This is a genomic window from Lichenibacterium dinghuense, assembly GCF_021730615.1.
In the GTDB taxonomy this organism is placed as follows: Bacteria; Pseudomonadota; Alphaproteobacteria; order Rhizobiales; family Beijerinckiaceae; genus Lichenihabitans; species Lichenihabitans dinghuensis.
Map to the genome: position 1 here is coordinate 3493059 of NZ_JAJLMN010000001.1, position 11246 is coordinate 3504304.

Sequence of the window (11246 nt, forward strand, 5' to 3'; positions counted from 1 at the left end):
TTCGGTATAGGATGCTCGCAACTTCCATTTACCGCATCTCGGCCCATTCGCCAAGCGCCGCGCTTCATCTCTGGAGCGCAAATTTTGCCCGTTTTTTCGCAACATCCTTCCGGGATCGTCATCCCTCAGTCGAGCCCGCACGCTCTCCGCCAGCGGCGGCTTCAGCGCCTCGGGATGCCTGCCGCTACGGCTCGCGCCATTGCGTCTCTCGCCTTTCGCGAGCCCGTGGACGGCTGGCGCTTCCCGTCTGCCGAACTGGTGCTGGTGGAGGTCACCAATGGCTGATCACCGCACCACAGCCGAGCGTGAGCAGGCTCACAGCGACATCGTCGACCGAATGGCGGCTGATGTGTTCGATGGTCTGAAGGCCTTGCAGGAACTGCACGGCGATACCGACTCGCTCTATCTAGCCGCTGGCACGATCAAGGGCGCAGTCGTCTACCTCTGCAATGATCGCCAGCAGTTCGAGCGCCTCGCCGAAGCTCTCCAGCACTGGCTCGGCTACGTCGAAGGCGCCAAAAATCTTCGCGACACTCCGGTCGGCGGAGTGCCGTCGTGATGGCCGCGACCCTTCCCTCCGTCATCGCTCCGCGCGTCGCCGACCTCGTGCGCCTCCTCGGCTCCGATGAGGACGCCGAAGCTCTCGACGCGGCTCGGGCGCTCCGCCGCACGCTGGTGGGCGCTGGGGTGGACCTGGACGTACTCGCTGCGGTGATCAGCCCGACCGAGCCGATCCGCGTCTCGCCAGTCCGCTCTAGCCGGCGCACCACGTCCATCCGCTGCCGCCAGGCAGACAAGCTGACGAAGGCAGCAGCCGATCCATACTCGAACCTGACCCGGTGGGAACGGGATTTCATTGCTTCAAATGTCCCCGCCCTCCGCAGCGACGCCGACCTGTCCGAAAAGCAGACAGCAACCCTCAAGCGGGTGCTCTCCAAAATCCGGGGGCATCGGTCATGAATGCTTATACGCCGCAGCACGCTGGCGCCGCTGTGCGCCTGCCACCGTCCAACGTCGACATGGAGCGAGCGCTGCTCGGCTCCCTCCTGCTGAACAATCGGACGATGGATGTCGTGGCGCCGCTGGTGAAGGCGGAGGACTTCACCGAGGAGGTTCACCGCCGCATCTTTGAGGTCTCGGCATCCCTGATTGCTGCCGGGCGCGCGGCCACACCGCTGACCCTGATCGACTTCCTCGGCGACCACGACCTCGGACAAGGCATGTCGACGCGGTACTACCTCGCTCGCCTTGCGGCTCACGAGGCGGCGCCGCTCTCCGCACGCTCCTTCGCCATCGCTGTGCATGATCTCGCGGTGCGGCGCCGCATGATCGAAGCGGCGGCCGAGCTGATCGAGCAGGCGCACGATCTTCCCGTGACCGTTCGCCCGTCTCAGGTCGCTGGCGAGGCCGTCGAGACCCTGTTCAAGCTCGCTAGCGAAGACGGCGCTCGCTCGACGCGGCGCGACGCCCACGTGAGCGCTTCGACCGTGCTGGGCTCGATCCGGCAGGCCATGGCTGGTGAGGTTCCGGACCGGACCGTGTCGACCGGCTTCGCCGACCTCGACCGCGCCACGGGCGGCTACCAAGGCGGCAGCCTATGGAATCTCGGCGCTCGGCCGGCGGTTGGAAAGAGCGCATTCGCGGTGAGTTCCGCTAATCGAGTTGCTCGTCGTGGCTGGGGTGTCATGTTGTTCAGCCTGGAGATCTCCGAGCCGCAGGTGATGGCGCGCCTGCTCGCCGACATCACCTACTCGGCCAACGATCCCATTACCTACAGCGATATTTTGCGGGCGCAGGTGAAGGCCAACGTCCTCAATGAGTCGCAGCTCGAAAAGCTGAATCATGCCCGTGAACTGCTGGCAAAGCGACCACTGGTGCTCGACGTCGCATCGCGCCTGTCGCCAGGGGAGATCCGCATGCGGGTTCGAGCTGAACGCCAGCGCATGGCGGCGCGCGGTGTCGATCTCAAGTTGATCTTTATCGACTATCTCAAGCAGGTCTCCGCTTCAGATCGATACAAGGGTAATCGCGTACAAGAAATAGGCGAGATATCGTATTCGTTGAAGCAGATCGCTAAGGATGAAGACGTGTGCGTTGTTTTGCTCTGTCAGCTCAATCGCGAACTGGAGAAGCGCGAGGACAAGCGTCCGACCCTGGCCGATTTGCGGGACAGCGGTGACCTGGAAGCCGATGCCGACGTGGTCGCCTTCCTGCACCGCGAGGCCCACCACATCCAGGCCTCGGAAGCCTTCAAGGCGAACGACCCCGCCGCGCTCTCACGCTTCTTGGATGTCCAGAACGACGCCGAGTTGATCATTGGAAAAAATCGTGCCGGCCCGACTGTGACGGTGAAGCTCTGGTGCAACATGGCGTCATCGACCATGTCCGACCATGCGCGCGGGTGATCGGATGAGCAACTTGCCCGCCCCCTTCGTTCCGGCAGACGTCGACCTCCGCCATTTTCCGTCGATGAGCATCGACGTCGTGCGGCTGCGTGACAGTCGATTTGCTGCATCGGTGTCAGGTGAGGCCTTCCGGTGCGGCCTGCTCCTGTGGTGCGCCGCCTGGCATCAGGTTCCGGCCGGAACGTTGCCGGCCGACGACGTCGAACTTTCGGCCCTCGCCGGCTTCGGTCGAGCTCTGGCGGCGTGGCGCGAGCATCGCGAGGGCGCGCTCTATGGCTGGGTCCTCTGCAGCGACGGACGGCTGCATCATCGTGTCCTCGCCGAAAAGGCCATTGAGGCTTGGAACTCAACCCTTTTCCACCGCTGGCGGAAAGAGGTTGATCGTATCAGGAAAGAGAACAAGGTCCGCGAGGAACGCGGGCTCTTTCCGCTGGAAAATCCAGCGAAGCCGCTGGAGATCCGAGTGAGCACTCCGACCCCGAGCGGCTCCTCGGAGCGAATGGACGGACACGGAGAAGGGGGCAAGCTCCCCGAAACTCCCGGTCCGACCCCGGACACCGGAAACGGCGAGGCTTTCCACGCCTCATCACAGCCCGTTCCGGCGGAGGCCAGAGACTTTTCCGGCGGAAATCCCGCGGAAAACGCTCTGAACGGAACAGAACGGAACGGAGAGTCTATCTCTTGTCCGAAACGGGCTCCGCCCGATCGGACCCGCAAGCCGTATCCCGAGGACTTCGAACGGTTCTGGCGGGGCTACCCGACCGATCCGAACATGTCGAAGGCGGACGCAGGCCGGGCATGGAGCCGGATGACCGACGTTGATCGCCTCTCGGCGACGGCCGCGGTTCCTGAGTTCGTAGCCTACTGCCGCAAAGATCCGACCTATCGGCCTGTGCATGCGGTCAAGTTCCTCACGAGCCGCCGCTTTGAGGGCTTCCTGACCGCCAAGGCTGCCACGACAGCTGCGGAGCATGTGCCCCGCGTGGACCTCGGCCCCGCCGGCCTCGTGGCGGAGGCGACCGTGGTGGACGTGATCCGTCGCGGCGGGTGGATCGACGGCTGGGGACCTGGGATCGGCAAGCCCGGCTGTCGTGTCCCTAATCGCCTCATCGAGGATGCTCGGAGGACCGCAGCGTGACCAAGCCCCGCCAGTTCATCCGACAGCGGGGCGGCGTCCAGGCCCCGGGCTTCGACGCCGCCACGGCCTTCCGCGACGCGCTCGCAGCCGATGGCGCCGCCGAGATCTTCGACGACGTCACCGGCGTAGGGCCGCGCTTGGTGTTCACGCTCAAGGCCGGTGGCATCGCCGTGCATGTCGTGGGTGTCTCGGGGCAGGTCCTCGGCGTCTTCGCCGACCCCGTGCGAGCCATCACGCACGGCTTCGCCCTGCTCGATCGCGCTGCCCAGCACCAGGGTGCCGCCCATCCCCGCCCCGCCCGCGCCTCTCGGCGCACCACCGTGAAGGAAACCGCCCGATGACCGATCACCAGCAGACCAGCGCCATCGACTGGCCAGCCGTCGACGCATGCTTCCAGCGCTACCGTGACAGCGTCAGGAAGGTGCTGGACGACGAGTTCGGCGGCTCCGAGGCTGGAGTGATCCGGGAACTGGTGCACTGGCTCGACCAAGGCGAACTCGCAGCGATGTACGATCTCCCGCCCATCCTTCGCTGCGAGACCGGTTTCCCAATCTCCCGAGGCCGTATCGACCTGCTGCTGTTCCACGCCGATGGCTCCGGAACCGTGATCGCGTGCAAGGCCGGGCGGGCCTCCAAGGACATCCTCCCCGCCGTGGGCGAGGTGATGTCCCAGGGCATCGCGATCAGCGGTGCCGGCGTGTTCCACAAGGTCCGTCTCGCCATCGCGTCCAGGGCGTCGGCTGCTGATCTCAAGCCGATCGCTCCCGTGCTGAAGCGATGCGGGGTCGAGCCCATCTTCTGCGGGATGACCGACCAGCTGGCAGCGGGCATGGCCGATCTCATGCGCTCGCGCCTGGGGCCCATCCTGGGTGAAACCGAACAGGTGCAGAGGTGACCACGCCCCATAACGCCCCCCGTGCGGATTGGGAGGCGATCCAGCGAGAATTCAGGGCTGGCCAGCTCTCGGTATGCGAGATCGCCCGCCAGCACGGCATCACCGATGCGGCGATCCGCAAGCGTGCCAAGGCCCAGGGATGGGTCCGCGATCTCGGGGAGAGGGTACGCCAGGAGACCAGGGCGAAGCTCGCCCGCGAGGATACTAAGCCTGTTGGTTCGGGGTTCGGTTCGGGTTCGGGTTCGGGGTCTTCACGCGAGAGCGAGGCCCGAACCATCGACATGGCTGCTGACCGCGGCGTCGCTGTCGTGCGCGAGCACCGAGCCATCCTCCGGCGGGGTTTTGACCTTGCCGACCGCATGCTCAACGAACTCGAAGCGGTGACGACGAAGCGGGACGAACTCGTGGCGCTGATCGAGGAGGCAACGGCGGACGACAAGTCCCCGCAGCGCCGGAACGCGATGCTGAAAGCCGTCGAGGTCCCCGGACGGATCGCGGCGCTCAAGGATCTGTCGATGTCGCTCAAGAACCTCGTCCCGCTCGACCGACAGGCATTCAGCCTCGACGAGGCAAAGACTGCCGAGGACAGCCTCGGCGCGCTGATCGCGGCAAGCTTCACCCGTCTGCCCGATCCCGAGCCGGGCGAAGACGGGGCTTTGCTGCGCTGTGAGGTCGAACCATCCCTACCCACCATGAAGCCGACATCATGACGCAGCGGCACGACGCTCCTGCCGTTGTCGCCAGCTGGGGCTACCTGCGGAGTGTCACTGCGCCCGGCAAGGGCAAGGCCTGCGAGGATGACACGCTTACACCCGTGAAACCTGGATCGCGCCTCGAAGCGCATATCGCCAAGGTGGATCGCGAGGATCAGCCGACGCCGGGCCGCTGATAGGGCACTTTCCGGCGCCGACGGGCGTTTCTCGACTGACCCAGGGAGGTCAGAATGAGCCTGTTCAAGAAAACCAAGATCACCGCGGCCGACGCGCAGGTGGACAACGTTCCCGAGATGGAGGACTTCGCCACTGCCAATGCCGACGGCATGCGCGGCTTCGAGGCTGCGAAGGCCATAGCACAACCCATACGCGACCAGCTTGCCGATCAGCTCGACCGCTTCCGCAAGGGAGAGATACAGCCGGTGCCGCCCTTCAACCGGCGCACCTACGAGGACGGTCTCGTCGACCAGATCAAGAACCTGGACAAGAGCCTCAATCCGCCGCCGCAGCCGGATGGGGGCGAACCGGAGGCGTTCGAGATCGACCAAGCGAGCATCGACAAGCTGTTGGGCAGGCCATGACTGACCCCGCTCAGCCAACGCCGGCGCCAACTCCCCAGCAGGTCCGCCAGCGGTGGGTCGACGCCATCGAGCGCGCATTCGGCACGGCGCCCCGCGAGATTCTGAAGAAGCTGTCCGTTCCCGACGGTCAGGATCTCGTAGGCCACATGATCGAGCGGCTGACCGACGAGGAGCTGATTCCAGGCCCGCTGGACGGCGTCGACATCAGCAAGATGCTCTGATCCCAAGAGCGAATAGACGAAAGGACGATTTCGCCCCTCCGTCACCGCGGCTGGTAAAGGCCCAGGACCAAGTCCCCGCTCGCCGGCCGCGCTGCCCGCCGGCGATGCTCGGGCATGTCGTGGGCGGCGTGGCAGGTCAAGCACACATCAAGAAACTGACGGCGGACCTCCGCGCGGTCGAGCCGCCAGGATTAAGGCACGCGCGACGCTCAGCACTGGAACGCTGAGAAAAGCAGCCCCGAGCCAATCGTGCCCGAGGAGGCCGCAGACAAAGGCCAGCGTCATAGCTCCGGCTGTGACGCCGGTGCCCTGCCAAGAGCCTCGCGCGACATCAGTTCGGGCGTACTCCTGAGCCAGCGCGGTCGCATTGATCTGCGCCTGCTATGCCTTCTCGCTCATTGCGATGACGCGAGCCACTGCGCCAGGAGAATGGCGCTCCAACGCATCAAGGATCTGCTCGGAAGGGTAAGCGCCGCTTTGATGAAGGGCGAAGCCAACTCCAATCTGCACGGGCTGCATCTGCCCGGTCGCTGGCGCCGGGCCCATGACTTCGTGGAACGGCTGCTGTCCACCCGAAGGTTGAGCCGGTGTCGGTGGCTCGTCGTCGCTCAAGCGATCTCGCGGGCGCTCTGCGACAGTAGTCCACCGACCTGAGCGAAGCTGCCAGCCACGCTGAAATCACGGATCAACCCGGTGTAGGCCGGGGCCTGTCCATAGAGCATGGTGGGCGCTGCTAGGCCGGCCGCAAACGCACTCCAGAAAACCTGCCGCCGTGTCAACACCGTGCTGAGCGCAGCGCTCGCAGCGCGTTGCAGCTTATCCACGACGCCCTCCTTGGTTTGGTGTGACATGGCGAGACGCCACGAGACACGATGTAGCGCGAGACCACACCGAACTCCATAGGACTTCGGTGACCTTGCGTGGACGTTGGTGAACTTCCCGCAGCGTCTATCATCGTCCACGACTGTTCGAAGACGGCTTTTCCGTACAATTTCCGTACGTTGCGATTTTTGGGAATGCCAGACAGGCTACGTCATTGAACAGACTGGCGCGCCCACGGGGAATCGAACCCCGGTTTTCGCCGTGAGAGGGCGACGTCCTGGACCGCTAGACGATGGGCGCGGATCGTGCGGAGCGCTGCGCCGCCGATGAGGGGTCTATAGCCAGCTTGGCCGAGGTTCGCAAGCGGCAAATCCGCGGATCGCGTCCGGCGGGCGCGGCGGGGCCCGTGTTTCCATGCGGGGCCTTTCGCATTAGCATCCGCGCGCGCCGCCCATCCCGAGCGGCCGCCCCGAGCCCGTGGTCAATCGACACGCCGTGCGCGACAGCCTGACCATCCTGGCCATCCTGCTCATCGGCGTCCTGACCGCGGCCCTGGTCGGGCCCTATGTCGTGGACTGGGGCAGCCACCGGGCCCTGATCGAGCGCAGGCTGTCCGCCGCCGCAGGGACGCCCGTGACCGTGGCCGGGCCGATCGACCTGAAGCTGCTGCCGAAGCCGCTGTTCCGGCTCGGCGGCGTCGCGGTGGGGAACGGAGCCGGGGGGCGGCCGCGGTTGAGCGCTCGCTCGCTCGACGTCGAGCTGTCGCTCGCCGCCCTGATGCGGGGCCAGGTGCAGTTCGTCGACGCCACGCTGGACGGCCCGAGCCTCCACCTCGTCCAGGCGCGGGACGGCGGGTTCGACCTCGGCCTGCCGTCTGGGCCGACGGCCGACCGCGTCGCCTTCGACCACCTCGGCGTGCGCGGCGGCGCGCTGGACCTCGCCCTGCTGGACGGGCGGCACCTGGAGGTGAGGGGGATCGACCTCGACGGCGAGGCCGCGAGCCTGCGCGGCCCCTTCAAGGCCTCGGGCAGCGTCGGCTCCGTGCCGTTCCGCCTCGCCACCGGCACGCCCGACGGCGGCCGGCTGCGCGTGAAGCTGCACCTCGACGGCGCGGGCGACCGCCCGAGCCTCGACCTCGACGGGACCGCCGCGGCCCGCCCCGGCGCGGTCGGCCCGGGCTTCGACGGCACCGCGGCGGCGTCGGGCCAGGTGGCGCTCGACGGCACGCCGGCCGCGGTGCCGTGGCGCGCCACCGCCAGGCTGTCGGCCGACCGCGACGGCGCCAAGGCCTCCGACGTCGAGGTCAGGGCCGGCGCCGACCTGCGCGCCCTGATCGCCGCGGGCGACGGCAGCGCCGCCTACGCGGCCGGCCCCGCCCCGCCGCGGGCCGCGCTGACGCTGCGCGGCGCGGCGCTCGACGTCGACGACCTCGCCGTGGCACCCCCCAACTCCGACATCGCACCCCCGTCCGGCGTCGAGGTCCTCAGGCTCCTGCTGCGGACCGCGGGCGAGGCGCGCGGGGCCGCGCCGCTGCGGCTCGACGTCGACGCCGCCTTCGACACCGCGACGCTGGCCGGGCGCACCGCGCTCGGCACCGCCGCGACGGTCCGGCTCGGCCCCGAGCCCGGCGCCGGCCTGGTCCTCAGCGTCGAGGGGCCGGGGGGCGCGCGGCTGGCGCTCGACGGCCGGGTCGAGCCCGGGCCGCCGCCCTCCGTCGCCGGGCCGTTCGGCGCCGCGCCCGCGACGCCCTCGGCCGCTTTCCGCGGCCGGGCCGACCTGCGCGCGGCCGACCTCCGCCGCACCGCCGCCTGGCTGCGGCCCGCGGCGCCCGACCTCGTCGACCGGGTCGCGGCCGCGCTGCCGGGGCGCGGCCTCCGCGCGGTCGGCGCCGTCACGGTGTCGGAAGAGGGGATCGCGGCGCGCGACCTCGATCTCCACCTCGACGGCACCGCCCTGGCGGGGATTTTGTCGCTCGCGCGGGCGGCCGGGACCGGGAACCCGCGCCTGTCCGCCGACCTGTCCGCCGACGCGCTCGACCTCGACCGCGTGCCGGATCTGGCGACGGTCGGGGCCGCGTCGCGCGGCCTCGACCTCGACCTGTCGCTCTCGGCCCGCGCGGTCCGGCTGGCCTCGTCGGCGCTCGGCGCGGTCGCGGCGGGCCGCGTCGCCCTGCACGTCACCCGGTCGGGCGACGACGCGAGGCTGGAGAAGCTGGCGCTCGACATCGCCGGCGCCCGGCTCGACGCATCCGGCTCGCGCGACGCCGCGGGCGGTCGCGGATCGGTCCATATCGAGGCCGCTGCGGCGGGCCCTCTCGCCGAGGCGCTGGCGCCGATCCTGCCGCCGGCGGCCGCCGCGGGCCTGCGCGCGCGCGCCGCCCTGCTGTCGCCGCTCGACGCCACCGCGACGCTCGACGCTGCGGCCGACCGCGACGGCGCGCTGGTGCCGACGCGGCTCGCGGTCGCCGGCCGGGCCGGCGACGTCACGCTCGACGGCGCGCTGACGCCGGACGGTTCCGCCGCGGACCGGCCCGTGGCCCTGTCGCTGCACCTCGCGGCCCCGCGCGGCGCGGACCTCCTGCGCCTGGTCGGCCTGTCGCCGCCGGGCGCCGTCGCCGGCGCGGCCCGGGTGGCGGCCAGCGCCCAGGGCACGCTGGCCGCCGGCTTGACGGGCCGGGTCGAGGCGACGCTCGGGGACGCGTCGGCCAGCTTCGCGGGGCGCGCCGCGACGGCGGGCGGCGAAGGGCGCCTCACACTGTGGACCCCCGACCTCCGCCCGGTGCTGGCCTCCGCCGGCCTGCCGGCACCCGCGGGGGACCTCGCGGCCGACGCCGCGGGCGACCTCGCCTGGGACGGCGATGCGCTGCGCTGGCACGGCCTGACGGCCAAAGTCGGCGGCTCGACGGCCGCGGGCGACCTGTCGCTCGACCTCGCCCAGGGGCGAACCCCCGGCGGCGAGCCGCTGCCCGTGCTGCACGGCCGGCTCGCGATCGACCGGCTGCCGGCCGAAGCCCTGCTCGGGCTCGCGCTCGGCCCCGGAGCCGCGCCGCCGGCGGGCGCCGTGTGGTCGTCCGCCCCCTTCGCGGCGGCGCCGGCCGCGCTGCCGCGCGGCGAGCTGGCCTTGACGGTGGGCGACATGCCGCTGCGGGGCGCCGTCGACGGGCGCAGCGTGTCGCTGACGCTCCGCACGGCGCCGGACAGCGTCGCCCTGGCCGACGTCGCCGGCGCGGTCGCGGACGGGAGCGTCGCGGGCAGCCTGTCGCTGCGCCGCGACGGTCCGGGCGCGACCCTGTCGGGCCGCCTCGCCTGGCGCGACGTCACGGTCGAGGGGGGCGGGCTCGCGGCCCGCACCTCCGGATCGGAGGAGGTCGCCGCCGCGGGGAACAGTCCCGCCGCGCTGGTGGGCGCGCTCGCCGGCACCGGCGCCGTCACACTGTCCGGGGCGCTGTCCCGCACGGACCCGACCGCCCCGGCGCGCGTGCTGGCGGCCGTGACGGCGCGCGACGCCGCCGCCGAGCGGGGCAGCTCGGCGCCCGAGCCGACGCCGCCCGACGGGGAAGCGCTGCGGCGCGACCTCGATGCCGCGCTCGACGCGGGGCCGCTCCCGGTCGAGGCCGCGAAGGCTCCGGCTGTGCTGGCCGGGGGCGTGCTGAGCCTGGGACCCCTCCGCCGGACCGGCACCGTCGCCCTGCCGCGGCCGGGGCAGGGGGGAGCGGCCGCGGCGGATTGGTCGGCCGAGACCAGCCTGTCGCTCGACCTGCGGACGCTGACCCTGGCGAGCCGCGTCGACCTCGGCGCCGCGCCGGGCGGCGGCGCCGCCAGCGTGACGCGCGCCGGCCCGCTCGGCGAGCCGGCCCCCCGTTCGGTCGAGGCCGGCGGCCTCGTCGAGGCCGTGCAGGCCGCCGCGGTCGCGCGGGCGCAGGACCGCATCGACGTCCTGGAGCAGGACATCCGCGAGCGGGCGGCCTTCAACCGCCAGCTCAAGGTCATCGATCAACGGCGGCAGATGGAGCGCGAGCAGGCCGAGGCGGCGCGGCAGGCGGAGCTCGCCCGCGCCGCCGCCGAGGCTCAGGCCAGGGCCGCGGCGGCCCGCGCGGCGGCCCAGGCGGCGGAGCAGCAGAGGGCCGACGCCGCGCGGCAGAAGGCCGAGGATGCGCGCGTGCAGGCGCAGGTGGAAGCCGCGGCGCGGGCCGGTGCGGCGCGCGAACGGGCCGAGCGCGAGGAGGCCGAGAGGCTGCGATCGGTCGACCGGGCGCGCAGGTCCGACGATCCGCCGCTCGACCTCGGCGACGGGCGCGCGTCGCCCGACGGCCCGCGCTCGCCGCTGGGGCGCGTCCCCCGCGCGAAGGGGCGCGACCCGTTCGATCTCCCGCCGCCCCCCAGCATCATCCAGGAACGCGATCGATGAGGCTCGGGGGAGGGCCGTGCCGCTGCCGGACCGCTTAACGCCGTCGTAGGAGGAAGCGTGGCTT

At 70.6% G+C, this 11246-nt stretch carries 12 protein-coding genes and 1 tRNA gene; 11 read left to right on the forward strand and 2 right to left on the reverse strand.

Features of this window, described 5'->3' with window-relative positions; translation table 11 throughout:
* Window positions 1–277 precede the first annotated feature (277 nt).
* The 10 genes from L7N97_RS16700 to L7N97_RS16745 are packed head-to-tail and all read left to right on the forward strand — an operon-like array spanning window position 278 to window position 5953.
* Window positions 278–559 (forward strand): hypothetical protein, encoded by a 282-nt coding sequence (locus L7N97_RS16700; protein WP_237479429.1) that lies wholly within the window; start codon window positions 278–280, stop codon window positions 557–559.
* A complete protein-coding gene (locus L7N97_RS16705) occupies window positions 559–960 on the forward strand; it encodes a hypothetical protein (RefSeq protein WP_237479430.1) in 402 nt (133 codons plus the stop codon). Before L7N97_RS16700 ends, L7N97_RS16705 begins: the two co-directional genes overlap by 1 nt.
* Window positions 957–2405 (forward strand): replicative DNA helicase, encoded by a 1449-nt coding sequence (locus tag L7N97_RS16710; protein WP_237479431.1) that lies wholly within the window; start codon window positions 957–959, stop codon window positions 2403–2405. The genes L7N97_RS16705 and L7N97_RS16710 overlap by 4 nt, the downstream gene beginning before the upstream one ends.
* A 4-nt stretch (window positions 2406–2409) precedes the next feature.
* On the forward strand, window positions 2410–3543 hold the full coding sequence (locus L7N97_RS16715) for a DUF1376 domain-containing protein (RefSeq protein ID WP_237479432.1): 1134 nt from the start codon (window positions 2410–2412) through the stop codon (window positions 3541–3543).
* Entirely contained in the window at window positions 3540–3884 is a 345-nt protein-coding gene (locus L7N97_RS16720) for a hypothetical protein (protein WP_237479433.1), read from the forward strand. The genes L7N97_RS16715 and L7N97_RS16720 overlap by 4 nt, the downstream gene beginning before the upstream one ends.
* Window positions 3881–4438: a hypothetical protein gene (locus L7N97_RS16725; protein ID WP_237479434.1), complete on the forward strand. Its 558-nt coding sequence runs from the start codon at window positions 3881–3883 to the stop codon at window positions 4436–4438. Before L7N97_RS16720 ends, L7N97_RS16725 begins: the two co-directional genes overlap by 4 nt.
* Window positions 4435–5148, forward strand: coding sequence for a hypothetical protein (locus L7N97_RS16730; protein WP_237479435.1), 714 nt, complete (start codon window positions 4435–4437; stop codon window positions 5146–5148). The genes L7N97_RS16725 and L7N97_RS16730 overlap by 4 nt, the downstream gene beginning before the upstream one ends.
* A complete protein-coding gene (locus L7N97_RS16735) occupies window positions 5145–5327 on the forward strand; it encodes a hypothetical protein (RefSeq protein WP_237479436.1) in 183 nt (60 codons plus the stop codon). Before L7N97_RS16730 ends, L7N97_RS16735 begins: the two co-directional genes overlap by 4 nt.
* Before the next feature lie 54 nt (window positions 5328–5381).
* Entirely contained in the window at window positions 5382–5732 is a 351-nt protein-coding gene (locus tag L7N97_RS16740; protein WP_237479437.1) for a hypothetical protein, read from the forward strand.
* Window positions 5729–5953, forward strand: coding sequence for a hypothetical protein (locus L7N97_RS16745; protein WP_237479438.1), 225 nt, complete (start codon window positions 5729–5731; stop codon window positions 5951–5953). The genes L7N97_RS16740 and L7N97_RS16745 overlap by 4 nt, the downstream gene beginning before the upstream one ends.
* 608 nt (window positions 5954–6561) lie before the next feature.
* Here the strand turns inward: L7N97_RS16745 and L7N97_RS16750 are convergent.
* Together L7N97_RS16750 and L7N97_RS16755 are read right to left on the reverse strand one after the other, a co-directional pair.
* On the reverse strand, window positions 6562–6777 hold the full coding sequence (locus L7N97_RS16750) for a hypothetical protein (RefSeq protein WP_237479439.1): 216 nt from the start codon (window positions 6775–6777) through the stop codon (window positions 6562–6564).
* Window positions 6778–6999: 222 nt separating this feature from the next.
* Window positions 7000–7075, reverse strand: a tRNA-Glu gene (locus L7N97_RS16755).
* A 177-nt stretch (window positions 7076–7252) separates the two neighbouring features.
* Here L7N97_RS16755 and L7N97_RS16760 point away from each other — a divergent pair.
* Window positions 7253–11182 carry an AsmA family protein gene (locus L7N97_RS16760; protein ID WP_237479440.1) on the forward strand — a complete coding sequence of 1310 codons (3930 nt, stop codon included), beginning with the start codon at window positions 7253–7255 and terminating at the stop codon, window positions 11180–11182.
* The last annotated feature ends 64 nt before the right edge of the window (window positions 11183–11246 follow it).

What these genes read in the sequence shown, in the direction of transcription:
- L7N97_RS16700 (WP_237479429.1), top strand. Translation starts at nt 278, where the DNA reads ATGGCTGATCACCGCACCACAGCCGAGCGTGAGCAGGCTCACAGCGAC.
- L7N97_RS16705 (WP_237479430.1), top strand. Translation starts at nt 559, where the DNA reads ATGGCCGCGACCCTTCCCTCCGTCATCGCTCCGCGCGTCGCCGACCTC.
- L7N97_RS16710 (WP_237479431.1), top strand. Translation starts at nt 957, where the DNA reads ATGAATGCTTATACGCCGCAGCACGCTGGCGCCGCTGTGCGCCTGCCA.
- L7N97_RS16715 (WP_237479432.1), top strand. Translation starts at nt 2,410, where the DNA reads ATGAGCAACTTGCCCGCCCCCTTCGTTCCGGCAGACGTCGACCTCCGC.
- L7N97_RS16725 (WP_237479434.1), top strand. Translation starts at nt 3,881, where the DNA reads ATGACCGATCACCAGCAGACCAGCGCCATCGACTGGCCAGCCGTCGAC.
- L7N97_RS16735 (WP_237479436.1), top strand. Translation starts at nt 5,145, where the DNA reads ATGACGCAGCGGCACGACGCTCCTGCCGTTGTCGCCAGCTGGGGCTAC.
- L7N97_RS16740 (WP_237479437.1), top strand. Translation starts at nt 5,382, where the DNA reads ATGAGCCTGTTCAAGAAAACCAAGATCACCGCGGCCGACGCGCAGGTG.
- L7N97_RS16745 (WP_237479438.1), top strand. Translation starts at nt 5,729, where the DNA reads ATGACTGACCCCGCTCAGCCAACGCCGGCGCCAACTCCCCAGCAGGTC.